Source organism: Psychromonas sp. SP041 (assembly GCF_000470315.2).
Taxonomy (GTDB): Bacteria; Pseudomonadota; Gammaproteobacteria; order Enterobacterales; family Psychromonadaceae; genus Psychromonas.
The window spans coordinates 1-25740 of sequence record NZ_CBRF02000053.1 but is presented as its reverse complement, the minus strand read 5'-3'; the positions used below and the strand labels follow the sequence as shown (position 1 = coordinate 25740).

Genomic DNA, 25740 nt, shown 5'->3' with positions numbered 1-25740 from the left:
GAAGATGTTAAACATTTTATTTTACCCAAAAAAAGAAAACACCGAACGTTTTCACGTTCAGTGCTCTATATTCCATCTAGATATCCGTTAAGATATAAGCCTAAAATCTCTTAACCGAACGGCATTGGAATATTGATTCGGATTTTTAATTTAAAGCAATACCTAACGACTTAATTTTTATGCTTCACATTTTAGTTATTGATATATACCCGTTACCGTTCAAAGTGCTTTGTTCAGTCATTAACTTGAGCTCCAAATCAAGGTCCAACATGATGACAATGGTATGCACTTATCGAAGGTTGCACAAAAGTGCAGCGTTGGTTTTCAACCTAACGACCGTGAGGGAAAACGATCAAGTAAACACCTTTGTTGTTAGAAAAAAGTATCGATTTAATCCGTTAGATTTTCCTTTTTCTTCCTCGCATCTGTTCACTTCACCGCTTTCTTAATTTTGTACCTTGGATGGTAACGGGTATCATCCAATTTAAAGTTTATGTATATTCATAAACTTAATAATATTCAGCACAACTGAGGAATTATAATGAGTAAAGAAATTGCAGTATTAGCAGGTGGTTGTTTTTGGGGAATGCAGGATTTAATCCGTAAATTACCTGGGGTAGAAAGCACTAGAGTTGGTTATACCGGTGGTGATGTTGCTAATGCAACTTATAGAAACCACGGAACACATGCTGAAGGTATTGAAATTACATTTGAGAATCAAGAGATTAGTTTTAGAAAGTTACTTGAGTTCTTTTTTCAAATACACGATCCTTCTACCAAGTTAAGACAAGGTAATGATCTAGGTACGTCTTATCGTTCCGCTATTTATTACACTTCGGAAAGTCAGTTACAAGAGTCGATAAGAACCATTTCAGATGTTAATGCATCAGGCATTTGGCCAGGCGTAGTTGTGACAGAATTAGAGCCGGCTGGTGATTTCTGGGAAGCTGAGACAGAACATCAAGATTATTTACAACGATTACCTAATGGCTACACTTGTCATTTTGCACGTAAAGATTGGGTTTTACCGTCAAGCAGTTAATATTTTCTACGATTGATTAAAACAATAGCGACCGAACGTATAAATCTTCAGTCGCTATTATTTAATTATTATTTAGTTATAAGCTTTTTAGATTAAAAGAGGCTTATTAAGCATTCTGCCAGCAGTTAATCGCTTCTTCCACTGTGAACTTACCTTCAAGCAATGCACGTCCTACAATCATCCCTTGAGCACCAGAGCGAGCAACATCAGCAATATCATCTAATGAACCGATACCACCAGATGCTTGCCAAGAAACGCTTGGAAATGCGACGACCATTTCTTTATATAAGTCGACATTAGAACCCGTTAACGTGCCGTCTTTAGAAATATCAGTACATAACACATGCTTTAAACCGACTTTCATATAGATTTCTAATAGCGACTCAATGGTTTGGCCGCTGTCTTCTTGCCAACCAGATACTGCAACGATCTTGTTACCATCTGCATCAATATTGATATCTAACGCTAACACGATATGCTCTGGGCCGTATTTTTCCATCCAACCCGCAACCATTTCAGGTTCTTTAACCGCGGTTGAACCGATAACAACACGGTGAGCACCTGCGTCTAATAAACCTTTTACGTCAGCTTCTGTACGCACGCCGCCGCCAACTTGTACTTTAGCAGGGGTGTTTTTGATTAAACTTTCAATCACGCCAAGTTGACGTTTAGTAATATCTTTTGCACCATCTAAATCAACAAGGTGTAACCAGTTAGCGCCTTGTTCATTGTAAATGGTGTATAAGCTTTGTGGATCATCGCTGTAAACTGTTTTTTGATCGTAATCGCCTTGGTATAAACGAACAACTTTACCGTCAATTAGATCAAGTGCTGGGATAATCATAGTATTAAAGCTCCAAAAAATTTTTGATTAATTGCGCGCCAGCTTTACCTGAGCGCTCAGGGTGAAATTGAACCCCATAAAAGTTGTCTTTATTGACGGCAGCCGTAAACGGTGTACCGTATTCACAACTTGCAATTGTATTGTCGTTAACCGGTAATGCGTAACTATGTACAAAATAGAAGTAAGTGCCTGCAGGAATATCTTTAAATAAAGGTTCATCTAACTTAGGCGTAATTTGATTCCATCCCATGTGAGGAGAGCGTAATGGCGCAACGTCCATTTTCTCAACAAACCCATCGACCAAACCTAATGTTTTAATCACTTCATTTTCAGCGTCGTCTGAAGCTGCTTCTTCTGCAAACACTTCTTCACTGCCTTCGGCTAACATTTGCATACCTAAGCAAATACCTAAAACAGGTTGAGTTAGTTTTTTGATTTCTTCGACTAAGTGTCGTTCAATCAAGTTCGCCATCGCTTCTTTTGCCGTGCCAACACCTGGTAAAAATAATTTAGTAGCTTGTTGAAGAATGACAGGATCTTTACTGACAACCACTTCATAGCCTAAACGTTCAATAGCAAAACGTACTGACGATAGGTTAGCGCAACCTGTATCAATAATAACGATCATAAAACACCTTTACTTGAAGGAAGATCCGTTCCGATAATTTGTACACTTTGACGTAATGTACGACCAAATGTTTTAAATAAACCTTCAACCATGTGGTGTGCATTACCGTTTTCAACTTCTAAGTGTAATGTTGCACGCATTGATTGTGCTAATGAGTAGAAGAAGTGTTCAACCATTTCAGTTGACATAGTACCAACTAATTCACGCGGAAAATCTGCTTTGAATTTTAAGAAAGGGCGGCCCGATAAATCTAATGTACAGCTTGCTTTCGTTTCGTCCATTGGCAATACAAAACCAAAACGGCCAATACCACGTTTGTCACCTAAGGCTTTATCTAATGCTTCGCCTAGTGCTAGTGCGGTATCTTCAACGCTGTGGTGATCATCGATATGTAAATCGCCTTTCACGCTCACGTTCATCTGAAAACCACCGTGAGTAGCGATTTGGTCTAACATGTGATCAAAGAATCCCATGCCTGTATCAATTTTATTTTCGCCCGTCGTATCTAAATCAACAAATACATTGATGTCCGTTTCTTTTGTAGTACGCGTAACAGAAGCAGTACGGCCTAGGCTTGTTAATTGGTGAACAATCTTTTTCCACCCTAATGTTTCTTTATTGTAAAGAATGCCTGTAATACCCATGTTTTCAGCTAAACCGATATCGGTATGGCGATCACCAATCACGTAAGAGTTTGCGTGATCAATTCGACCAGACTGTAAATACTCTTTCACCATACCTAAGTTTGGTTTACGACAGCTGCAGTTGTCTTCAGTAAAATGTGGGCATAATAAAGTTTCTTCGAATTTAACACCTTGTGACGCAAAGATTTCCATCATTTTGTTTTGTGGAATATCAAAATCACTTTGTGGGTAGCTATCTGTGCCTAAACCATCTTGGTTAGACACTATCACTAATGTGAAGCCTGCATCTTGTAATGCTAATAAACTTGGGATCACATAAGGTTCAAAAACCAACTTCTCAAGGCTATCTACCTGCTTATCACTAATAGGTTCATCGATTAATGTGCCATCTCGATCGATGAATAGAAATTTTTGTGTGCTCATTTTAGGTTCCTACAGTGAGTTTAAGGTATTTAATGTTCTGTTCATTTCATCACTGTTACCAATGGTGATACGAACGCAATTTTCTAAACGAGGTTTGTTTGCAAAATCTCGCATAATAATGCCGTCGTCAGCAAAGGCTTTAAACACTTCAGCTGAATCTTTAAAACGAACTAACAAAAAGTTACCCGTTGTTGGGAAAATATCGACAACACAGTCTATTTTAGTCAACGCATTAGCCAATACAAGTCGGTTATTGTTTAACACAACAACACGGTCGCGCATGACTTCTAATCCATCAGCGGATAATGCTTGTTCTGCAATCTGTGCAACAGGTGCAGGTACTGGATAAGGTGCAATCACTTTGCTCATCATTTCAATCACTGACGATTGCGCTAACGTAAAACCACAGCGGATAGACGCCAATGCAAAGGCTTTTGAAAGGGTTCTTGTGATCACTAAGTTCTCGTGATCAACAATTAAGTCGGTTTGCGTGAATTCAGGACAAAATTCGATATAAGCTTCATCGGCAACAATTAATGCTTTGCCTGCCGTTGCTGTTAATAGATCAGCAAGCTTGTTTTTATCTAGCATGTTGCCCGTTGGGTTATTTGGTGCACATAAGAAGACGATTTTTATTTTACCGTCAGACTCTAATACTGCTTTTTTAACTGCTTCGTAGTCTACATCAAAGTTAGCTTGTAACTGGACTTCTTCAATCGCTACACCACAGGTTTCCGCACTGATTGCATACATGCCATAAGTAGGGGGACAAATTAAAATACTATCAAGGCTAGGTTCACAAAATGTTCTAATTAAAATTTCGATGCTTTCATCAGCGCCACGAGTGGTTAATATTTGATCAGCATTTAATTTAGCATAAGTTGCGTAGGCATTGAGTATTTGAGGTGGCTGGAATTCTGGGTAACGGTGTAGTTTTGATGAATCAAGTTGATAGATACTGCAATCGGGGGCTTCATTGGCGTTTAACCAAACATCTCCGTTACCGCCAATACGGCGCGCGGAAAGGTAAGGTGTTAACGCTTGGACTGTTTTCCTAGCAAGCTTTTTGATGTTACTCATCGATGTTTCATCCCTAACGAATGCCTGAGCAATTGTTTGCTCAGGTCAATTATTGAACGTATGTTTAATGCTATTTGTTATCTGTTTTTATTTAGGCTTTCAAGCTTTTCCATTCGAATAGTCACTGCGCGTTTATGTGCAGTTAACCCTTCAGCAGCAGCAAGACAAGTCACTGCAGGTGCTAAATTTCTTAATCCTTCCTGCGTTAACTCTTGTACCGTGTAACGCTTAACGAAATCAGCTAAGCCCAAACTTGAATAGGTTTTAGTGTAACCGTAAGTCGGTAACACGTGGTTTGTTCCACTTGCGTAATCGCCTACTGATTCAGGTGTCCAGGCACCTAAAAAGATAGAGCCTGCATTTTTAAGCAAAGGTTGTAACAATCGCGGTTGCTCAGTTTGTACAATTAAATGCTCTGGTGCATAACGATTTGAGATCATGATTGCTTGATCAATATCTTTACATACGATGCTAACGCTATTTGCGATTGCTTTTTCGGCAATTTCACGACGTTCTAACACAGCAAGTTGGCTTGCGATTTCAATGGCTGTTTGTTCAGCAACTTCTGCTGAAGGTGTCACTAGTATTGTTTGTGAATCATGACCATGTTCAGCTTGGGATAATAAATCTGAAGCAATAAAAGCAGGATCGGCATCTTTGTCGGCAATCACTAATACTTCTGATGGACCTGCTGGCATGTCAATCGCTGCACCAGAGAAATCATTACTAACTTGGCGTTTCGCTTCAGTTACAAATGAATTGCCAGGGCCGAATATTTTATCTACCGGTTTAATTGTTTCTGTGCCATAAGCTAAAGCTGCAATAGCTTGCGCACCACCTACAGAATAAATCTCATCAACACCACATAGTGATGCCGCATATAGAATTTCATCTGCAAGTGGTGGCGGTGAACATAACACTAAACGTGAACAACCTGCTATTTGAGCAGGTGCACCCGTCATGATCACCGTTGATGGTAGTGGCGCGCTGCCACCAGGAATGTATAAACCAACTGATTCAATTGCTTGTGTATGCATTTCACATACAACACCTGGCATTGTTTCTACACGTATAACATCTTGTTGCTGTGCTTTATGAAACTTCACAACCTGTTCGTATGCCACTTTAATTGCATCTTTTATATCAGAACCAAGGCGTTTTGTTGCTGCTTCGATATCTGTGTTTGTTAACGTGAAATTATTACCGTCTAATTTGTCAAAACGTTTTGTGTATTCAAGTAATGCTTGATCACCGTTTTCACGAATATTAGTAATAATCTCTGAAACTGTCGCAGTAAGACCTGATGAATCGGCCATTGCAGGGCGACTCAACAATTCAGTTTGCTGTTCAGGTGTTAATTGTTCCCAGTTGACTGTTTTCATTCCCATGATCTGGACTACTCCATCATTTTTTCAATTGGTAAAACTAGGATTGAACTTGCACCTAATGCTTTTAATTGCTCCATTGTTTCCCAGAACAGGTTTTCTTTACTCACAACATGGAGTGCAACATGATCTTCACTACCCGCCAAATCCATTACTGTTGGTAAATCTGACCCTGGTAATAGGTCTGTGATTGCAGCTAGGTTTGCTTTTGGTGCGTTTAACATGATGTATTTTGATTCTTTCGCTGTTTGTACGCCGTCAATACGAGTAAGAATACGGTCGACTAAATCTTGTTTATCACCCGTTAAAGGCTTGTCACGTTGCATTAATACAGCAGTAGAACGGTAAATAACTTCAACTTCTTTCAAACCGTTTGCTTCTAATGTTGCACCTGTAGAAACTAAGTCACAAATTGCATCGGCTAAACCAGCGCGTGGCGCTACTTCAACAGAACCCGTTAACATACAAGATGTATAAGGTACGTTAGCTTCAGCCATAAAACGTTTTAGGATATGTACATAAGTTGTCGCAATGCGTAGGTTTGCTAAAGATTGCACACCTTGGTAATCAAAATCATTGTCAACTGCTAGTGAGAAACGACATTCACCGAACGCTAATTCTTTTACTACTTTATGTGCTGTTGGTTCATTAGCAACTTTACGCATCATGCTTTCTTCTTCAAGCACGTTTTGACCAATAAAGCCTAAATCTACAACGCCATCCATTACTAAACCTGGGATATCGTCATCGCGTACACGAAGAATATCAATAGGCATATTGTCACTGTGTGCAATTAAACGTTGTGTATTTAAGTTTACTTTAATACCACATGCTTTTAATAATTTAACAGTGTCATCACTTAGACGACCTTTTTTCTGGATTGCGATTCTTAATCGTTGTTCTGGCATTCTTCTTTTCCTTGCATTTAAAACTAAAAAACCCTCGGGAGATTTACTTCCGAGGGTTTATATTTGGGTAACCACTGGAAGCACATAAAAACTCTTCCAAGAAACATCCTGAAAGATTAAGTAATATGATGATGGTAATGTGCTTTCAGGCTTATCTTCTTCATGGTAAATAATACTCTATAATTTAATTATGTTTAGAGTATCAATCTAAACTTTAAATGTGAACTGTTTTTTGTATATATCTAAGATGTTTTTAGTATAAATATATTAAGCCAAAGGTATGCTTTGTTTTACTTAATATAAGTTAGTTATTCATTAGTGATGTCATACTAATCAATACACTTTTGAAATTATTTTTTTATTTGAAACTTTCTAAAAAGAAAAAACCTTAAAAGAGGCTCTTTTAAGGTTTCGTTTTTATATTGCTTTTTATTCTGTTATCGCTGATTCGTTTGGTAATGCTTGTTGTTCTTGCTCAGCTATTTTAGCTCTTTCTGCTTTAGAGATATATTTCTCTTTTGACCCTGGTGCAACCTTGGCATTTATTTTTTTGAGGCGTTTTTGCAGGATACTATTTATTTTCTTTTTACGATTCATATGAAACCCTTATTTATATGTCGGGTATTGTAAAGATTAAAGCCTCAAATTCAAAGTTGATTTTCAGGTAGGGTTAAATAAAGGTACATTAATAAGCTTTTATAAACATGTTTGATGGTAATAAGCCGCTATAATGAAGCTATGTTAATGAAAGGCGAATTATTAATAAGGTATTTGGTTCGAATACTTTGATATAAGAGGATCCCATTATGAGTCAACATCTAATCAATGACTTTATTCATCGAACGTATCTATTCAAGCCATTTAACAATAATAAATTAACCACTCAAAAATTAGTTAAGTATCAAAAGTCTAATGATCATAACCATAGCTCACCTGAAGATATTGAAGAAAGTGTACATAATTTAAAATCAATTGTTTTAGTAAAAAGCGATAAACCGCAAGAAGATAAAACAAAAACTGAATCCAAAAGTGAAGCTAAAATAAAATATGTTGATATCACTATTTGATTTTTTTACGTTGATGATAATTAGATAACCCAACAGGGATCTTTTCAGGAAACTTTTTTGACCCTTTAATGACATGATTAATTGTCAAAATAGGGTGCTTAAATAGCATCTTTGGACCCGCATATTGCATAATTACTTTAGTTAGTTCTCTATAATGAGGTTTATAGCAATGAATGGGGCATAGCTTGCAAGCAGGTTTTTCTTGCCCGTAAACACAACGGTCTAATTTTTGTTGAGCATGGGAAAGTAAATTTTGGCAACCTTCGCAATTTCCTTTCTGGTGGTGCGCTTTACAGTATAAGGTTGTCATTAACGTTATTGTTTTGAACTCCTCTGCCAATTTACCCGTTAATAAATCGGGTTCATTTTGCGATAATGGTTGTTTGTTATCCATAATGATACCTTTGTTTAAAATAACTCTGCACTTATAATTCTGCACTTATATAGAAGTAACCCATGTCCTGTTTCTGTTAAATAACGTAGAATATTGATTATTTATAGCATTTCAATTTTTCATTGTTTCTGATGTAGCGCAAAGAAAACCATAATTTATTCGTCATAAAGATTGGGTTAGGCATAAATTTAACGCACTATAAAATCAAACTGCTTTATTGAAAGCTCATGACCTAACTTATATCTAACTTAAGAGCTCACTAACTTGATTGCTTCATTTTTTTCATCGACAGGCGCACTTGCAGATCTTATCCCTCATTTTAGAGGACGAGAAGCACAGGTTAAAATGGCAGAGGCTGTTGACTTAGCCATTAAAAAAAAATCATCATTAGTGGTTGAAGCAGAGACGGGCACGGGTAAAACATTCGCTTATTTAGCACCTGCGTTGTTAAATTTAGATAAAAGCTTGGGCCAAAAGTTAATTATATCGACAGGAAGTAAAGCACTTCAAGAACAACTCTATTTAAAAGATTTACCTTTGTTACTTAAAGCCACTCACTTTACAGGGGTGTCTACCTTATTGAAGGGGCGTAGCAATTACCTATGTACCGAACGTTTAAATCGTTACATGTTAGAAACCCGCTTTAAACAACCTAATTTACATACTGAATTAGTCACCATTAAAGACTGGTCAGTGAGTACTGCAACAGGCGACATCGCAGAAGTTGACAATTTACCTGAAAATGCTTTGATTATTCCTTCTATTACTAGTACTAACGATAATTGCTTAGGTCGCGAATGCCCTAGTTATGAAGATTGTTTTGTCGTGAAAGCGAGAAATAAAGCCATGGATGCTGATGTTATTGTCATTAACCATCATTTATTTTTTGCCGATCTTGCTGTTAAAGAAACTGGTTTTGGTAAACTAATTCCAGAAGCCGATACTTATATATTTGATGAAGCACATCAATTACCCGATATCGCGAGCCAATATTTTGGGGAAGTGCTTTCAAGTAAACAATTAACTGAATTAGCCAAAGAAATCGATTTTGTGTATCGCACGGAATTAAAAGAAGCTAAACAAATGGCAAAAGCAGCAGAACAACTTAGAGCGGCATCATTAGATTTCAGATTAGCATTTGCGATGGAAAAAGGATCGGGAAGCTGGCGAGATAAAAGCAAAGATCGCGCGATGCAAATGCATGTAACCCGCCTAAGACAAGTACTGACATTTCTAAAACAAGTAGTAACAGAGCGATTAGGTAAGAGTGAAGTATTAGATCATGCTTTTGAAAAAATTAGCCAATACAGCTTATTATTTGAAAGATTAAATAACGTCCACGAAAGTGGTTTTAGTTATTGGTACGAATGCACTAAACAACATTTTTCATTGAATATCACACCACTCAGTGTAGCGACTCGTTTCCAAGTTGAATGTCAGAAAAAACAAGCAAGTTGGATTTTTACCTCGGCTACTTTATCAGTGAAAGGGGAGTTTAAACATTTTACACAGCTATTAGGCTTAACTAATTCAGATTGTTTACAACTCAATAGCCCATTTGATTATGCTAAACAAAGCTTATTTGTTGTTCCAAGGTTATTACCTGAACCGGGCACTCCTGGATTAGCTATTAAATTAGTAGAAGCATTATCTCCCGTGATAAAAGCGAGCAAAGGCCGGTGTTTCTTTCTTTGCACTAGCCATTCGATGATGAATCAACTCGCACAAGCTTTTAGGGAATCATTGACGTTACCTGTTCTTTTACAAGGAGAGAAAAGTAAACAAGCTTTATTAGACGAATTTATTACTCATGGTAATGCACTTTTAGTGGCAACAGGTAGTTTCTGGGAAGGCGTCGATGTGCGAGGTCAAACCTTATCTTGTGTGATTATTGATAAAATTCCTTTTGCATCTCCTGAAGAGCCTCTATTAAAAGCACGAATGGAAGATGCTGAACTAAAAGGAGGCGATCCCTTTTTTGATGTTCAATTACCTCAAGCGGTTATTACACTTAAACAAGGTGTTGGTCGTTTAATACGAGCAGAACAAGATAAAGGTGTCTTGATCGTCTGTGATACAAGATTAGTCAGTCGTAAATATGGCAATCTGTTTCTGAATAGTTTACCTTGCATGCCTCGTACTCGAGACCTCAATAAAGCTATCGACTTTCTGACTTTAATTGATTAAAAAGATCCAATAAAATATTCAAGTAAGTATTGATAAAAGCTGCAATATAGCCAATATCATTAATAAATTTATCACTTTCATTAAATAGGCGATTTATGTCATCTTCATTAAATATTCTGTGCATTGATTCTTCAACAGAAGCTTGTTCAGTTGCATTATTAACAAAAGATGCAACTACTTATCAACGTTTTATGTTTGCTCCTAGAGAACATACACAGAAAATACTACCAACAGTTGATGACGTTGTTAAAGAAGCAAAATTATCATTAGCTGATATTGATGTGATTGCTTATGGACAAGGTCCTGGAAGTTTTACCGGTGTTCGTATCGGAATCAGTATTGCGCAAGGGTTAGCCTTTGGTTTAGAAAAAAAGATGGTAGGTATCTCTACTTTACAAGCGATGGCACAACAAGCATTACACCATGATAAGCAATGTAATAGTGTTTATGCTGCTATCGATGCGCGAATGGGAGAAGTTTACTTTGCACATTATATTAATGAAAATGGTGTTATGGTCTTACAGGATAAAGAAGTTGTCATAAAGCCTGAAGAATTAATAGATCAACAACAAAAGAACGGCATCGTTATGCAAAAAAATAGTCAGCTAGTTGGTACTGGTTGGGCTGCGTACCCTGAATTACTAGCTTTTTATCAAACATGTTCTGTATCTGATATTCTTTATCCAAGTGCCGAATTTATGCTTAAATCAGCATCATTATTAATTGAAAATGATAAAGCAGTAGAGCCTGAATTAGCAATACCTGTTTATTTACGTGACACAGTGACATGGAAAAAGCTTCCAGGTAGAGAATAATTGTCTATAATACAGACATAATTAATATGTGATGAGGAAAAAACAACTCACAAATGGCCATTTATAATAATATATCGATGACAAATATCCCCATTAATACGGGTAATGTGTCACAGGTTAAAAAAAATGATAATACGCCACACGTTAGCGAAGTTTCTCCTGTCACAAAAAAAGCGGATAGCACTGAATTTTCTTTAGTGCTTTCATCGCAGCAAGAAGAGTCTATCAATGATACGTTGGGTTATGATCAGCCTTCTGCAAAAGGACGCGGAGCACTAGACGCTTATCAACAAGTTGCAACTCAGGAAAGACGCGATCAATTAATTGAAAGCATGAGTTTTCATTTCGTCGTTTAAAGTGAACCTTTCAATCTCCTAGACGTCTATTCACTTCATTTGAATGATTCAGGTTTCTCTATGTCACGTATTATTTTTTCAACACTTTCAATAACAACGCTATTATTTTCCCTTCTTTTTAATTATGTTTCTGCGCAGAATTATCCCATTAACCTATCAGAGAAACAAACTAATACACTCGCGACCCTTATTTGGCAAAACGAAGGGGCAGGCAAAACTGAATTTCTAACGGTATGGAATAAAAAGGAAAATTTTCCATCCTTAGGCATAGGACATTTCATTTGGTATCCAACATCAAGTAAAGGCCCATATATTGAACAGTTTCCTCAGTTATTAAGCTATCTGATAGAGAATAATATTGACGTTCCACAATGGTTAATAGAAACAAAGATTGCGCCATGGAAAAGTAGAGAAATGTTTTATGACGCGTTTGAAAGTACTCAATTAAAGCAATTAAGAGCACTGCTTCATTCGACTATTGGATTACAAGCTAGATTTATTATTAAACGCTTAGAGCGTGGTATACCTGCCATTTTAGACAGTAGCGATGAAATTCAAAAAATAAAAATCAATAAGAACTTAAGTGCATTAACGTCCACACCTGAAGGCATTTTTGTCTTACTAGACTATGTAAACTTCAAAGGCGAGGGGATTGCGATCAATGAACAATATCAAGGTTATGGCTGGGGTTTAAAGCAAGTATTATTGGCAATGCCTGAACAATCAAACAATATATTATTGAGCTTCGCTTTAGCAGCTGATGAAATGCTCACTAGGCGAGTAAAAAATGCCCCTCGAGATGAAATGCAGTGGTTAAAAGGATGGCGAGTTCGTATTCATAAATACCCTTCACTGAATATTCATTAATAAGCGTAGGTTAATAAGTATTGTTTAATAAATATTATTTAATAAGCATTGTTTAATAATATAGCGTCGTAAAATAAAAATAATGGTTATCAGTGTTAAACAATTTATATTAGAAAGGCGTAAGGTAGTTGGTCCTGTTAACAGAGCTTTAAGTTAACGTTTTTACTACCGTTGATTTACTTTTCAACCTTCATCTTCTTATCTAAGAAAGTATATGACTAGCCATAGCAACATAACCTTATGCTTTTAATTTAAAGCGCCTGTCTTACCTCAATCGTTAACTTCTCCTCACTATATTTCACTTGTTAATTGATAACACCTGTAGCATCACGCATTTATTTATTGATGTGTATTATTACGATAGCGTTAGACAATGATATACTTGATTTTTGTCGCTTTTGTTATCATTACAGTATTGATTTTTACGGTTTTTCTATACAATAGTCTAAATTTCATTCTGCAATATCTATTTAAATAAGGCCTTATTATGTTATATCGAGTTATGCGTAGTTTTTTATTCAAAATGAATCCAGAAAAAGCGCACGATCTTTCAATCAAGCAACTTAAGTTAACTCACGGTACTGTGTTAGACCTTTTTTACCGCCAAAAAGTACAACAACGCCCGGTACAAGTGATGGGGTTAACTTTTCCTAACTCTTTAGGGTTGGCTGCAGGTTTAGATAAGAATGCTGAATGTATAGATGCTTTTGGTGCAATGGGCTTTGGTCATATTGAAGTTGGTACTGTTACGCCTGTTGGCCAGCCTGGCAATCCTTCTCCACGTTTATTTCGAGTGTTAGAAGGTGAAGGCATTATTAATCGCATGGGCTTTAATAATGATGGTGTGGATAATTTAATTGAAAATGTAAAAAATAGTCATTTTAAAGGTGTGATCGGCATTAATATTGGTAAAAATATCAATACACCTGTTGAACAAGGTAAAGAAGATTACATTATTTGTATGGAAAAAGTTTACCCACATGCAGGTTATATTGCCGTTAACATTTCATCTCCAAATACGCCGGGACTGCGTTCTTTACAGTACGGTGAAGCATTAGATGACTTATTATCTTCATTAAAAGCTCGTCAAGAAGCACTTGCTAAAAAACATGAAAAGTATGTACCAATAGCATTAAAAGTGGCTCCGGATTTAAGTGATGAAGAGATAGAGTCAATTGCTCAATCTTTATTGAAATATAAAATAGACGGATTAATTGCTACTAACACAACGCTTGATCGTGAAATGATTAAAGGTATGTCGCATGCTTCTGAGGCAGGTGGTTTAAGTGGTCGTCCAGTACAAAGTAAAAGTACAGCGGTTATTGCTAAGTTCTCACAACATCTAAAAGGTGAGATTCCAATCATTGGTGTCGGTGGTATCGACAGTGTGATTGCAGCGAAAGAGAAAATAGAAGCAGGAGCTAGCTTAGTGCAAATTTACTCTGGTTTTATCTACCAAGGCCCACCATTAGTTAAAGATATCGTAAATCATATTTAGTAGTTTTTAAGGTATTGGATACAGATATTAATGTAGTAAGTATGGTAATACCTAGATTTAAAATACAACTGTTCAATTAACAATCTAAAAGTAAACGTTAATAATAAAACGATTTAAACGAGGAAGAATAATGGATTTTATTCCAAAAGCAGAATGGCAATGGGTCTTTGATCACCAACAGGGGAAATTATCTGTTGCTGGGCTCGATTGGGCTATTCCTATCGTCTATGAATCTAATATGTTGCGTTTACGTGAAAGCCAAACTCTGTCATTTACCGTTGAGGATGTGACTCGTTACATTGAACTGTTTGAAAGTGAACCGCTAAGTCACTTTGAAGAATCATTACGTTGTAAAATAATATTACATTTATTAGCCATTGATATTTTTCATAAGCCAATTATGCCTAAAAGTTGGTTATTTGAAGCCTCTGAAAAACCTAAAATGCAATTTGATAATGGTGAGTTAGGGATATTAATTACAACAGGTGATCATGAGTCTGCAAAATATATGGTACTGGAACAACAAGATAATTTTTGTTTGTGTATGTTATTTGACGAAAGCCATTTGTTTCCAAATGGTAAAACGTTTAAGCAATTCCAAATCATAAAAGTGACAGTGGATAAATTAACACCGTGCTTACAAGTACAACCACAAGAATGGGTTTCTTTCCAAAATGCTGGGTAATTTTTTACTCACTTCAAATAGTATTCAAAGTAAGACAATTTATTTAAATTGATATCTTTAACGTATAAAAAAACCGCTCATTGAGCGGTTTTTTTATTTATGGCAACAAAAATTAATCGTTACGTTTAGTTACTTCTAATAAATGGTAACCAAATTGAGTTTTTACAGGGCCTTGTACTTCACCAATTGGTGCAGAAAAAACCACTTTGTCGAACTCGGGAACCATCATTCCAGGTCCAAACTCACCTAAATCTCCACCTTGTGCGCCAGACGGACATGATGAATGTTGTTTAGCAACTGAAGCAAAATCAGTTCCAGCTTCAATATCGTTTTTTAATGTAAGACATTGTTCTTCTGAGCTAACTAAAATATGACGTGCTTGAGCTAAAGCCATTGGTAATTCCTTAAATAGTAAAAAGTTTAATGGATTGTAACGGTAGATTATCATGGGTGCAAATTAGAGTGATTGAACGCGTTAATTTTATTCATTATTTACTTGCATCTTTGCTTTGATGTCATATTATGTCGATATATTGTTATTTATCAGTAGAGGTTTACATGAAACGTATTGCATTATTTCTATTAACTAACCTAGCTATTATTTTAGTGCTGGGCATTGTATTAAGTATTGTTTTTTCTGTCACTGGTATGAACTCCAATAGCATAGGTGGATTACTACTACTTGCGACTGTTTTCGGATTCGGTGGTTCATTTATCTCTTTAGCAATGTCTAAATGGATGGCTAAAAGAAGTACAGGTGCAGTTGTGATAACCACTCCAAGTAATACAACTGAACGATGGTTATTAGAAACAGTAAAAAAACAGGCAAATAAAGCGGGTATCAAAATGCCTGAAGTTGCTATCTACCCGGCTCAAGATATGAATGCCTTTGCAACGGGTATGAAAAAGAACAGTGCATTAGTTGCAGTCAGTACCGGTCTACTTGAACAAATGACACAAGATGAAGCAGAAGCTGTTTTAGCGCACGAAGTGAGCCATATTGCGAATGGTGATATGGTAACGCTTGCACTTATACAAGGTGTTGTAAATACGTTTGTTATTTTCTTAGCGCGTGTTATTGGCGGATTTATTGATAATGCAATGCGAGGTAATAACAATAATAACTCTGGACGTGGCTTTTCTTATTTTATTATCGTTTTTATTTTAGAAATGGTATTTGGTATTTTGGCCAGCACAATCGTTATGTATTACTCACGTAAACGCGAATTTATTGCCGACTCTGGTTCAGCATCGTTAGTGGGAAAAAACAAGATGATTGCTGCATTAAGACGTTTACAAATGACATCGGAACCACAGCTTGAAGGGAGCTTGATGGCATTTGGCATTTCAGGTAAAAAGAAAAGTAGTTTGTTTATGTCACATCCGCCATTAGAGGATCGTATTAAAGCCTTACAAAATAGCCAAATGCTATAAATTTAAGACCTTTAACTCTCATTAATTTAAAAAATAGCATGTATATTCCTACATGCTATTTTTTTATCTTCCTAACTCTGTAAAATCAATTATCTTCTTATTAATATCTGTAATGTTAGCAAGTTATGAATCTGTGTATAAATAAAATCCTTAAATCGATTACGACAATATCTCTATTTTTAGCTGTCATGAGTTGTACTCCGTATCAAAAACCTTTAACTATCGGAGCAGCACCTTGGCCAAATTTTGAGTTTGCTTTTTTAGCAAATGAACTCGGCTACCTAGATAAAGAGAAGTATTCACTACTAGAACTCACTTCATCAACCAGTGTTATTCAAGCATTTCAAACCGCTAAATTAGATGTTGCCTTTCTTTCATTAGATGAAGTCTTAACATTAGTTGCATTAGGTATCGATTTAAAAATAATTTCAGTCATTGATCGCTCAAAAGGCGGGGATGCGTTAATGGCAAAGCCTGAAATTAAAACATTAGAAGATCTAAAGTGGCACTCTATAGGCTATGAAAATAAAGCATCAGGTGCGTTGTTACTCGATGAAGTTTTCACCTTAACTGATTTAAATAATCAAACTGTTCAATTACATGAAGTAAAACAAAACGAAGTTAAAGACGCTTACTTAAAAGGAAATATTGATGCGTTAATTGTAAGAGAGCCAGTGAAACAGCAACTGTTAGCATTAGGTGCTCGAGAATTAATTAATTCATCCGCGCTAGGTTTACCCATTATTAATGTATTAGTCGTTCGAGGTGATTTATACCAAGAAAAAGAACAACAAATCGCTCATTTTTTAAGATCGTATTACCGTGCTCATCTTTTTTATGAAAAAAACCCAGCAGAAGCTTTAACTAGTATGTCCGTTCGTTTACAGCTTTATCCTTACTTTCTTGAAAAAGCCATATTGAATTCTCAATTTATAAATCCTAAACAAGCATTAATGCGTTTATCAGGCGCACCTTCAAATATCGAATTACAGGCAGAGCAATTAAGTATATTGATGAGTGAAAAACGGATGCTTGGACAAATTCAAACCGATCTATCAAGCCTTATTTCAACGCGTATTTTAGAACGAGCTATTTATGAATAAACTTCGTCGAACGTCATTAATCATCCTTTTACCTTCTATACTATGTATTGTATTTATTATATTGCAGGGCAGTGTTTTTTGGCTTGATTATCACAATAAACAACGCGAGCTTTATAATGAGTCTGAACAAGATATAAAAGGGTTAGCAGGGCAACTTCAAACGTCATTATCAAATTCTTTAATGCGTTTAGAAAAAGCCAGAGCTCAAGACTTTGTCTCTACTGCCGCATTAAATGAGAATGTTAAAACCGTTGCGGTAGTTGATAATAATCAGCAAGTCGTTTTAAGTAATAACTTCCGTGAAAAATATATGTTCGCTAAATTGCAATTAGAGAGATATGAAGGACAAATATTAGATAGAGTGATCAATCAGAACGAAATCGTTGTCAAATACTTTGAAAACAGTAAAGAGCTTGTTGTTTATGCACCTTTGCAAATGATTTCAAAAGGAAACAGTCTCAACCGTAAGTTCAACGGTGTTATTTTCATTCGTTACTCTTTAACGAGCGCCTACAGTGAATTAATACATGACAGCTTATTTATGTTAATTAATTTTTCATTGATTTTATTATTTACAATTGCTTTATTTGTTTACTTTATTAATCGTTTATTAGTTTTACCATTAAAACGTCTCGCTCAGTCTGTCAATATTACCGATATCACTAATCAACCTACAATACAGGATACAGGTTTAGGTGAGGTTGGTTTATTACAGCGAGCATTTAGTAATTTAATTGTCGATGTTTCAAATAATATTAATCAATTAGCAGCAAGTGAAGAACGTTGGTTATATGCCATTAATGCAGCAAGAGATGGTGTATGGGATTGGGATGTTAATATTGGTAAAGTTTATTATTCCAATCGCTGGAAAGAAATACTTGGTTTCGAACAAGAAAATATTAGCAAGGACATACTCGAATGGGAAAATCGAATTCATCCTGATGATGTATTTCAAGTTACCGATGATTTAGGTGCTCACTTCTCTGGCAGAAATTCTTTTTTTGAAAGCACACATAGATTAAAGTGCAGTAATGATGAATACCTTTGGGTCCTAACGCGAGGCCAAGCGGTTTCTTGGGATACAGAAGGTAATCCATTACGGGTTATAGGCACAATGACAGATGTTTCTGCTTATAAAAGTTCACATGAGCAAACTAAAAATGAAGTGCAACTTGATAACGAGACAACATTACCTAACCAATTGCAATTACAATCACATATAGCACAAGAAATAATTCGTCTACAAAGTAAAAGCTTGCAAGGTGCTTTTATAACCTTTAAATGTAAACAGTACCAAACCTTTAATGAATCTAAAGGGGCGAGTTATAGCAAAGAGGTCCTTCATACCATTGTTCATAGATTAGAAAAAAATAAGCTCAGTCCTGATTTTATTTGTCATATTAAAGAAGCTGAATTTGCCATTGTTTTACCTGATCTTCATTCATCACCTGAACAAGCAGCTGAATTAGCATTAATATTTACTAAAAAATTAGATTTAGTATTGGCCTTGCCTATTAAAATAGAGGATGAAGAATTAATATTAAACTTTGTTTATGGCATCAGTTTATTTCCTGATAATGAAAGTAAAGCTGATAAGTTATTAAAAGAGTCTGCTATTGCAATGGACAAAGCAGAAGACAGTCAGTTTGGTAATATTAGTTTTTTCTCAAAGGCAATCGAAGATAAAATACACCTTAAACACAGTTTACGAACGCAAATAAGAAAGGCACTCGATCAACAAGCATTTTCATTGTTTTATCAACAACGCGTAGATGTGTTTGGTAACTTAGTTGGTGTAGAGGCATTTGTTCGTTGGTATGATTCTGAACAAGGGTGGGTCAATCCAACTGACTTTATGCCTGTCGCTGAAGAGTCAGGCTTAATTATTCCACTTGGAGATTGGGTTATCCGTAATACCTTTTTAGAGCTTCAAGGCTGGATTAAAAAAGGATTGCCAAAACATTTTAAAACTTTATCGATGAATGTTAGTCCAAAGCAATTATTACAACAAGACTTCCTTGCTTCATTAAATAAGTATTTATTAGAAACAGGTATTGATGCAAACTTAATAGAATTAGAGATCAGTGAAACAGTATTAGTTTCACACACTGAGTTAGTTATTAACAAATTAAATGAAATGCGTAAACTTGGGTTTAGATTTGCTATTGATGATTTTGGTACTGGATATTCTTCATTTTCATACCTCAGCGTATTACCTATTTCTACATTAAAAATCGATCAGTCTTTTATTGTAAATTTATTACAACAAGAGAATCAACAAGTTATTGTAAGTGCGATTATTAATATGGGTAAATCACTTAATTTAGATATTGTTGCTGAAGGTATTGAAAATGCAGATGAACTTAATCTATTGATTTATAAAGGGTGTAACCAATTTCAAGGAAACTTTATTGGAACACCAGCTTCGGCTAGTGATTTTAGACATACTATTATAAACGAAAACCTTTAAACCAGAAAAGTTAGAGAGTTAATGAATAAACTTTATCAATTTTGTATTTACTGTGCGCTTACCTGTACCTCCTTTAATATTGCGGCTGCCGTTAGTTATAAAGTGAAAGGGACAGATAATGAAAAAGTTATTGGCAACATAAATGTTTATTTAAGTGGACTATCAGCACCTGATAACGCAGATAATGAAAGCTATTTAAATGAAGTGGTCATAACAGGTAAAGAAAGCTTAGTCGCTTTAGGATTTTATCAATCTCAAATAACTAGCTCAGTTAGTGGTGAAGAAAATAATCAAACAGTGACGTTAGATGTTGATTTGGGATTAAGAACAACCATCACAGAAGTTGATTTAAAATTAACAGGCGAAGCGTTAAATAATCGTGATTTTCAGCAATTATTATTAGATTTCCCTCTTAAAGAAGGGCAACATTTAGATCATGGCGAATATGAGTCTGCAAAAAATCGTTTTAAAAGCTTAGCGCAACGTTATGGTTACTTCGATTCAGCTTATACAAAATCATCTGTGGAAGTGACACAAAAAGATAATACTGCGGTTATCCATCTATGGTTTGATAGTGGGATCCGTTATCAGTTTGGTGAACTCATATTTGATATAGATACGCCTGCTGAAAAATATATTCGCTCATTGCTTAATTTTAAAATTAACGATCCATTTGATACGGCAACATTAAATGCATTTAACCAAAGTTTAAATCAAACCGGTTATTTTAAAAGTATTACTATTTTACCGAATATGGAGAAACAACAAGGTCGATTAATTCCATTACATGTTATCACTTACATGCGTCCTGAAGACTCATTTAATACCGGCTTAGGATTTAGTACTGATGAAGGTATTCGAGGCAAATTTCGTTGGTTTAGACCATGGGTAAATCAATATGGTCATTCCATAGATGCTAATATCATAGCCTCGGTTCCAAAACAAGAAGCTTCAATTACTTATAAAATCCCCATTGAAGATCCTATTAATAACTACTTTTCGATTCAAGGTGGTTATAAAATGCTTGACCAAAACGACACCGATACAGATCAATATGTTTTAAGTTTTAATCGTCATTGGTTATTAGATAGTAACTGGTTACGTACTATTTATATTCGTTACGATAAAGAGTCAGGTGTTCAAGGACAACAAGTATTCTCGACTGCTTTAATATTGCCGGGCATCAGTTTTAGCAGAACTCGAAGTCGAGGTGGCATCAATGTTGATTGGGGTGATAAACAGCTAGTTTATGCCGAGTTTGCTAATGAAGGTTTGTTTTCAACAGATGATGTCGTCAAAATTTACGCCCAAGGTAAGATAATTCGAACTTATAATGAACATCAATTTGTTGCATCAGCAGAAGCAGGGGCTATCTTTGCTGACTCTATCACTAATGTCCCGTCTTCTATGCGATTTTTTACTGGTGGTGATCAAAGTATTCGTGGTTATGATTTTGAAGAGGTTGCTCCCAGAGATTCTATCGATGATTTGATCGGCGGTAAGTATCTTGCTACAACAAGTTTAGAATATCGTTATCCTATTACACAAAATTGGAAGTTTGCTGTTTTTTCTGATGTAGGTACAGCCACTGATGATTTTTCAGAAGATTTATCAATGAGTACTGGAGCAGGTATTGTATGGGCTTCTCCTGTGGGTCCCATCCGTTTTTATGTTGCAAAACCATTAACAGATACCGGTGATTCCTATAAAATTCATTTAATGATTGGGCCTGAATTATGAGGTTTTTTGTATCATTCGCTAAATTTACAAAGCGTTTATTGTTTGTTATTTTTGTTATCGTCGTATTAATTCTTTGGTTAACGAATACCCATACGGGCAATTCACTTATTATTAGTGCATTAGATAAAATTGAACCCCGCTTAAGCATTACTTTAACGGAAGGTAGTCTATTTTATTCTCCGGTATATGAAAATATTCGTTGGCAAGATGGAGATACATTAGTTGAGCTTAACAATGTTAGTTATGAATTTGACTGGGGCTGTATAGTAGAAGAATTCTGCCTTGATTCTCTAACCGTTAACAATGCGAATATTCATATTCCTCAAAGTGATGAACCAGCAGAGGAGGTGGAAGGTGAACCTTTTATATTAGAGTTTCCACTGCCGGTACATATTAGACACCTTGATATTAATAACACACATGTCAATGTTGCGGGTATTGATATTGATTTAAAAAAACTATTACTCTCTGCTGATGGAGAAGGTAACGATTTAACGTTAAATACGAGCATAAGTGGATTGACGGTTGTATTAGCAGATATTAAAGATCAACCTACGACGGTACAAAAAACAACGCCTAAACTTAACAGCGCGATCACATCTTTTCCTGCAATTTTAACGGATCAAACCTTACCTGAAGTCGTATTACCATTTAATTTAATTGCAAATAAATTAAATATCAATGATTTTAAACTAATTCAAAACAAAGAAAATGTTAGTGTTATTAACGACTTAAAAAGTAAGTTTACCTTTATTGGTTCAGAAGTGAAAATTAATAACTTTGAATTAGATATGCCCGAAGCCAATGTAGACATAAAAGGTAATATTGATTTAAGCAAACGTTATCCAATGGATATGGAAGTCGTTGTTAATGTAAAAGAAGTTAAAGAGTTAGCACCTAGCACTTTATTAAAAGGTCAAAAAATAAAATTAATAAGTAAAGGTGATTTAGCTGACTTACATTCTGAAATTACATTAAGTCATTTAATTAATGCCAAGATTAATAATAAAATTGATCTCTATAGTGAGAATTTACCACATCAATTAACTATTCAATGGGACAAATTTACTTGGCCTTTAACCGGTCCTGAACAAGTAACAACAAGTAAAGGTAACGTATCGAGTAGTGGAGATCTTAATAATTATACGTTAGATATTCAAACTCATTATGCATTACCTGAATTACCTGCAGGAGATATAAGTCTTCAAGGGCAGGGTGATCTTCAGTCTATGGCATTAAAACAACTATTAATTAACACACTGCAAGGTAAAATATTATTAGCAGGAAAACTTAATTGGGTAAAAAACATTACTTGGTTAGGTGATTTAAATATTAATAATATCAACTTCAAAGAACTTAGTGATACTTACCCTGCAACACTTAATGGACACATTAAACAATCAGTTACTGTCCCATTAAATGATAGTAGTAAACCTGCATGGACATTTAGTTTCCCTGTCATTGATTTAAAAGGCTCATTTTTAAATAAGCCATTAACGGTTAACGGAGTCGTTAATGGAGATGAAAAAGTAGGGTTTAACGTAAACAATCTCAACATCATTAATGGTGAAAATATTGTTAAAGTTAACGGAAAAGTAGCTGAAAAAAATGATCTGGTTTTAGATTTAAATATTCAAGATTTAAGTAGAATTGTCGTAGAAACGAGGGGCAAAATTATCGGTAAAGTAACGCTAGCTGGCAGTTTAGAAAAGATGCAAGTTAATACTAGTTTAGAGGCTTCTAATATTAGTTACTTAGAAAACAGTATTGAGCGTTTAAATTTAAATGGAAAAGCAACTATTGCTGATATTCCTTTTGCAGATTTAAATGTTGATGCTAAAAACATAGTCGCTAATAAACAAAAAATTGAATCTTTATCCGTCTCTATCAATCCAGAAAATGTATCAACTAAAAAAGTAGAACATAACGTTAATATTGCATTGAAAAGTGATGTAGCCAATAGTGATTTAGACATATTATTTACTCAAGAATTAAAAAGCTGGCAAGCAAAACTCAATGAAGGCTTAATAAAAACAACGCAGGGATTACTCGTTTTAGAAAAGCCTTTCACGGTGACAATGGAAAAAGAAGCAATCAATTTAACGGAACATTGTTGGTCAGTGACTAACGATAATAATGCCAAGAATGGTCAACTTTGTATTAATAAATTCAATGCTGGTGATAATGGCAATATTAACATTAACGTTAACGATTTTTTAATTGCCACACTATCGCCATTTATTCCTAAAACACTTTCACTAGAAGGCGCTTTAGATGCTGATATTAAAATGGCATGGACGAAAAATAAAAAACCAAGTATTGATCTCACGGTAGATGGCAAAAACATTGCTCTTAATATAATGGCAGATGAGAATGCCCAAAAACCGATAAATTATCCAGTTGAAGCATTCCATATTGAAATGCAAACAGATCAAGAAAAAGCTAATTTCATTTTAAAAGCCGTATCAGATGGTTTATTAAATGCCAATTTAAAAGGGCAGATAAAACCCTATGAAGCGACACCAGAAATTGAGGCAAATCTAGATTTATCATTACCAAATTTTGATGCTTTTTCAGCCCTTATTCCTCAAGTAGATAAGTTAGCAGGTTACCTTAAAGCAGATTTGGGTATTAGTGGGCAACTTGATAAACCATCTGTTAAAGGACAAGTAGTGATTACAGATGTTTCAATGAAAGCACCAAGTTCACCAGTCCAAATTTCTGATTTGAATACTGAAATTAGTATCGTTAATAACACAGCAACCGTTAATGGTTTTTTCTTTACTAACAGTAAAAAAGAGACAAAGAAAAAACGAAAATCATTTATAGATAAATTAATCTCACTTAAAAATACTGCGATTAGTACGGTGAGTATTCCACAACGTATCGCCAATTTAGCGAATGAAAATAAAGAACTAGTAGAAACTGAAGGACGAGTTGATATTAGTGGTTTGATCGATTGGGTAGATGAACTTAAAGCTAAAATACACCTTCAAGCAGATCAAATGCGCATTGAGGATTACGGTAAAATAGAGCTTTATCTTAGCCCCAATATAGACTTAATTTACGATAAACACATTAGTATTGAAGGTGTTATAAAAGTTGATAAAGGTAATATTACTGTTAAAGAGTTACCGGCAGGTGCGGTTAATGTTTCAAAAGATGTCATTGTAGTCGATGCGGAGAAGCAAACCGATAGTGCTGATTTACCAATGAAGATGAATGTAAAAGTATCTTTAGGTGATAAGTTACATATTAAAGCAATAGGGTTAGATTCTTATATCAATGGAGATTTATTAGTAAGAAAAGAATTAACTAAAGAACTAACCGTTAATGGGGAATTATCTTTTTCTGAAGGTAGCTATCGTGCTTTATCTCAAGAATTAGTTTTACAAAATAGCCGAATTATCTTCCAAGGCCAAGCCGATGCCCCATATTTGAATATTGAAGCAATACGAGATCCAACGGATATTGAAGATAATGTAACGGCTGGTGTACGTGTAACAGGCACACCAGATCAAATACAGCTCACTATATTCTCAGATCCTGCAATGTCACAGCAGAATGCACTTTCGTATATTACCCGTGGATATTCAATTGAAAATGGTACTGGTGATGGTAACTCTAGCCAACTGGCTGCAATTTTAATAGATTTAGGAGCAGGGCAGACAGATGGTGTCATAAATAATATTGGAGACAAAGTAGGAATTAAAGATTTGTCTTTAACATCAAGTGGCCAAGGTAGTGAACAATCTGTAGGTATTAAAGGAAAAATAGCGCCTGGCGTTGAAGTAAGTTATGGCGTTGGGGTGTTTGATTCATTTACCATTTTTGCTATTCGTTATGAATTGTTTAAACAATTCTACATAGAAGCATCAAGCGGATTATACCAAGCAGTTGATGCTTATTACGAATGGGATTGGGATTAATAGTTTCGTTATTTTCTGCCTCATAAAAGTAATTCTATTTTCTTTTATGAGGTTTTTCACCTCTATTACTTCTGTTTCTTATAAACATCTCCGAGCCCACGAGACTAAGGCGAATTTCGTATGCCGTCTTTTGCTTGAAAAAAAAAAAATACATTACATATCTGTCTATTCCAATTGATATATCTAAACAGTCTCGTGTTTACGTTGCTCCTGTTATCATCGAATTCAGTCATGTCTGTGA

General features: G+C 35.3%; 22 protein-coding genes and 1 other annotated feature. Of the genes, 13 read left to right on the top strand and 9 right to left on the bottom strand.

What is annotated here, in order from left to right; all coding sequences use genetic code 11:
- Positions 1-541 precede the first annotated feature (541 nt).
- On the top strand, positions 542-1042 hold the full coding sequence (gene msrA, locus SP041_RS19500; protein WP_025564610.1) for a peptide-methionine (S)-S-oxide reductase MsrA: 501 nt from the start codon (positions 542-544) through the stop codon (positions 1040-1042).
- A 106-nt stretch (positions 1043-1148) separates the two neighbouring features.
- Here msrA and hisA read toward each other — a convergent pair whose 3' ends face one another.
- The 7 genes from hisA to SP041_RS19465 form a co-directional block, all read right to left on the bottom strand.
- Positions 1149-1886: a 1-(5-phosphoribosyl)-5-[(5-phosphoribosylamino)methylideneamino]imidazole-4-carboxamide isomerase gene (hisA, locus tag SP041_RS19495; protein ID WP_025564609.1), complete on the bottom strand. Its 738-nt coding sequence runs from the start codon at positions 1884-1886 to the stop codon at positions 1149-1151.
- A 4-nt stretch (positions 1887-1890) separates the two neighbouring features.
- Complete coding sequence (hisH, locus tag SP041_RS19490) at positions 1891-2514, bottom strand: imidazole glycerol phosphate synthase subunit HisH (RefSeq protein ID WP_025564608.1); 624 nt, start codon at positions 2512-2514, stop codon at positions 1891-1893.
- Positions 2511-3581: a bifunctional histidinol-phosphatase/imidazoleglycerol-phosphate dehydratase HisB gene (gene hisB / locus SP041_RS19485; protein ID WP_025564607.1), complete on the bottom strand. Its 1071-nt coding sequence runs from the start codon at positions 3579-3581 to the stop codon at positions 2511-2513. The genes hisH and hisB overlap by 4 nt, the downstream gene beginning before the upstream one ends.
- Before the next feature lie 9 nt (positions 3582-3590).
- Positions 3591-4661 carry a histidinol-phosphate transaminase gene (gene hisC, locus SP041_RS19480; RefSeq protein WP_025564606.1) on the bottom strand — a complete coding sequence of 357 codons (1071 nt, stop codon included), beginning with the start codon at positions 4659-4661 and terminating at the stop codon, positions 3591-3593.
- A gap of 77 nt (positions 4662-4738) precedes the next feature.
- Positions 4739-6043, bottom strand: coding sequence for a histidinol dehydrogenase (gene hisD, locus SP041_RS19475; RefSeq protein ID WP_025564605.1), 1305 nt, complete (start codon positions 6041-6043; stop codon positions 4739-4741).
- Positions 6044-6057: 14 nt separating this feature from the next.
- Positions 6058-6954 carry an ATP phosphoribosyltransferase gene (gene hisG, locus SP041_RS19470; RefSeq protein WP_025564604.1) on the bottom strand — a complete coding sequence of 299 codons (897 nt, stop codon included), beginning with the start codon at positions 6952-6954 and terminating at the stop codon, positions 6058-6060.
- A 22-nt stretch (positions 6955-6976) separates the two neighbouring features.
- Positions 6977-7095, bottom strand: a sequence feature (His leader region).
- 288 nt (positions 7096-7383) lie between these two features.
- Positions 7384-7551: a DUF2986 domain-containing protein gene (locus SP041_RS19465; protein ID WP_081695385.1), complete on the bottom strand. Its 168-nt coding sequence runs from the start codon at positions 7549-7551 to the stop codon at positions 7384-7386.
- Between the two features lie 209 nt (positions 7552-7760).
- On the opposite strand from SP041_RS19465, the gene SP041_RS19460 reads away from it, so the two are divergent.
- Positions 7761-8021 (top strand): hypothetical protein, encoded by a 261-nt coding sequence (locus SP041_RS19460; RefSeq protein WP_025564603.1) that lies wholly within the window; start codon positions 7761-7763, stop codon positions 8019-8021.
- Here the strand turns inward: SP041_RS19460 and SP041_RS19455 are convergent.
- Positions 8014-8415 carry a nitrous oxide-stimulated promoter family protein gene (locus tag SP041_RS19455; RefSeq protein ID WP_025564602.1) on the bottom strand — a complete coding sequence of 134 codons (402 nt, stop codon included), beginning with the start codon at positions 8413-8415 and terminating at the stop codon, positions 8014-8016. The two genes, SP041_RS19460 and SP041_RS19455, sit on opposite strands and share 8 nt — an antisense overlap.
- A 264-nt stretch (positions 8416-8679) precedes the next feature.
- On the opposite strand from SP041_RS19455, the gene SP041_RS19450 reads away from it, so the two are divergent.
- From SP041_RS19450 to SP041_RS19425, 6 genes are all read left to right on the top strand, one after another.
- A complete protein-coding gene (locus tag SP041_RS19450; RefSeq protein ID WP_025564601.1) occupies positions 8680-10602 on the top strand; it encodes an ATP-dependent DNA helicase in 1923 nt (640 codons plus the stop codon).
- 95 nt (positions 10603-10697) lie between these two features.
- Positions 10698-11417, top strand: a complete 720-nt coding sequence (gene tsaB / locus SP041_RS19445) for a tRNA (adenosine(37)-N6)-threonylcarbamoyltransferase complex dimerization subunit type 1 TsaB (protein ID WP_025564600.1) — start codon at positions 10698-10700, stop codon at positions 11415-11417.
- Between the two features lie 53 nt (positions 11418-11470).
- Complete coding sequence (locus tag SP041_RS19440; RefSeq protein ID WP_025564599.1) at positions 11471-11773, top strand: hypothetical protein; 303 nt, start codon at positions 11471-11473, stop codon at positions 11771-11773.
- A gap of 60 nt (positions 11774-11833) precedes the next feature.
- Positions 11834-12640: a hypothetical protein gene (locus SP041_RS19435; protein ID WP_025564598.1), complete on the top strand. Its 807-nt coding sequence runs from the start codon at positions 11834-11836 to the stop codon at positions 12638-12640.
- A 487-nt stretch (positions 12641-13127) separates the two neighbouring features.
- Positions 13128-14138: a quinone-dependent dihydroorotate dehydrogenase gene (gene pyrD, locus SP041_RS19430; RefSeq protein WP_025564597.1), complete on the top strand. Its 1011-nt coding sequence runs from the start codon at positions 13128-13130 to the stop codon at positions 14136-14138.
- A 130-nt stretch (positions 14139-14268) separates the two neighbouring features.
- Entirely contained in the window at positions 14269-14823 is a 555-nt protein-coding gene (locus SP041_RS19425) for a cell division protein ZapC domain-containing protein (RefSeq protein WP_025564596.1), read from the top strand.
- Between the two features lie 112 nt (positions 14824-14935).
- Here the strand turns inward: SP041_RS19425 and SP041_RS19420 are convergent, their stop codons facing one another.
- A complete protein-coding gene (locus SP041_RS19420; protein WP_025564595.1) occupies positions 14936-15217 on the bottom strand; it encodes a peptidylprolyl isomerase in 282 nt (93 codons plus the stop codon).
- A 164-nt stretch (positions 15218-15381) separates the two neighbouring features.
- On the opposite strand from SP041_RS19420, the gene htpX reads away from it, so the two are divergent.
- The 5 genes from htpX (at position 15382) to SP041_RS19395 (ending at position 25499) form a co-directional block, all read left to right on the top strand.
- Entirely contained in the window at positions 15382-16257 is an 876-nt protein-coding gene (htpX, locus tag SP041_RS19415; protein ID WP_025564594.1) for a protease HtpX, read from the top strand.
- A 125-nt stretch (positions 16258-16382) separates the two neighbouring features.
- Positions 16383-17360 (top strand): ABC transporter substrate-binding protein, encoded by a 978-nt coding sequence (locus SP041_RS19410; protein ID WP_081695384.1) that lies wholly within the window; start codon positions 16383-16385, stop codon positions 17358-17360.
- Positions 17353-19830 (top strand): EAL domain-containing protein, encoded by a 2478-nt coding sequence (locus SP041_RS19405; RefSeq protein ID WP_025564592.1) that lies wholly within the window; start codon positions 17353-17355, stop codon positions 19828-19830. Before SP041_RS19410 ends, SP041_RS19405 begins: the two co-directional genes overlap by 8 nt.
- A gap of 21 nt (positions 19831-19851) precedes the next feature.
- On the top strand, positions 19852-21570 hold the full coding sequence (locus SP041_RS19400; protein ID WP_025564591.1) for an autotransporter assembly complex family protein: 1719 nt from the start codon (positions 19852-19854) through the stop codon (positions 21568-21570).
- Positions 21567-25499: a translocation/assembly module TamB domain-containing protein gene (locus SP041_RS19395; protein WP_025564590.1), complete on the top strand. Its 3933-nt coding sequence runs from the start codon at positions 21567-21569 to the stop codon at positions 25497-25499. Before SP041_RS19400 ends, SP041_RS19395 begins: the two co-directional genes overlap by 4 nt.
- Positions 25500-25740 lie beyond the last annotated feature (241 nt).

Coding starts and splice junctions, on each gene's coding strand:
- msrA (WP_025564610.1), top strand. CDS start 542: ATGAGTAAAGAAATTGCAGTATTAGCAGGTGGTTGTTTTTGGGGAATG.
- hisA (WP_025564609.1), bottom strand. CDS start 1,886: ATGATTATCCCAGCACTTGATCTAATTGACGGTAAAGTTGTTCGTTTA.
- hisH (WP_025564608.1), bottom strand. CDS start 2,514: ATGATCGTTATTATTGATACAGGTTGCGCTAACCTATCGTCAGTACGT.
- hisB (WP_025564607.1), bottom strand. CDS start 3,581: ATGAGCACACAAAAATTTCTATTCATCGATCGAGATGGCACATTAATC.
- hisC (WP_025564606.1), bottom strand. CDS start 4,661: ATGAGTAACATCAAAAAGCTTGCTAGGAAAACAGTCCAAGCGTTAACA.
- hisD (WP_025564605.1), bottom strand. CDS start 6,043: ATGAAAACAGTCAACTGGGAACAATTAACACCTGAACAGCAAACTGAA.
- hisG (WP_025564604.1), bottom strand. CDS start 6,954: ATGCCAGAACAACGATTAAGAATCGCAATCCAGAAAAAAGGTCGTCTA.
- SP041_RS19465 (WP_081695385.1), bottom strand. CDS start 7,551: ATGAATCGTAAAAAGAAAATAAATAGTATCCTGCAAAAACGCCTCAAA.
- SP041_RS19460 (WP_025564603.1), top strand. CDS start 7,761: ATGAGTCAACATCTAATCAATGACTTTATTCATCGAACGTATCTATTC.
- SP041_RS19455 (WP_025564602.1), bottom strand. CDS start 8,415: ATGGATAACAAACAACCATTATCGCAAAATGAACCCGATTTATTAACG.
- tsaB (WP_025564600.1), top strand. CDS start 10,698: ATGTCATCTTCATTAAATATTCTGTGCATTGATTCTTCAACAGAAGCT.
- SP041_RS19440 (WP_025564599.1), top strand. CDS start 11,471: ATGGCCATTTATAATAATATATCGATGACAAATATCCCCATTAATACG.
- SP041_RS19435 (WP_025564598.1), top strand. CDS start 11,834: ATGTCACGTATTATTTTTTCAACACTTTCAATAACAACGCTATTATTT.
- pyrD (WP_025564597.1), top strand. CDS start 13,128: ATGTTATATCGAGTTATGCGTAGTTTTTTATTCAAAATGAATCCAGAA.
- SP041_RS19425 (WP_025564596.1), top strand. CDS start 14,269: ATGGATTTTATTCCAAAAGCAGAATGGCAATGGGTCTTTGATCACCAA.
- SP041_RS19420 (WP_025564595.1), bottom strand. CDS start 15,217: ATGGCTTTAGCTCAAGCACGTCATATTTTAGTTAGCTCAGAAGAACAA.
- htpX (WP_025564594.1), top strand. CDS start 15,382: ATGAAACGTATTGCATTATTTCTATTAACTAACCTAGCTATTATTTTA.
- SP041_RS19410 (WP_081695384.1), top strand. CDS start 16,383: ATGAATCTGTGTATAAATAAAATCCTTAAATCGATTACGACAATATCT.
- SP041_RS19405 (WP_025564592.1), top strand. CDS start 17,353: ATGAATAAACTTCGTCGAACGTCATTAATCATCCTTTTACCTTCTATA.
- SP041_RS19400 (WP_025564591.1), top strand. CDS start 19,852: ATGAATAAACTTTATCAATTTTGTATTTACTGTGCGCTTACCTGTACC.
- SP041_RS19395 (WP_025564590.1), top strand. CDS start 21,567: ATGAGGTTTTTTGTATCATTCGCTAAATTTACAAAGCGTTTATTGTTT.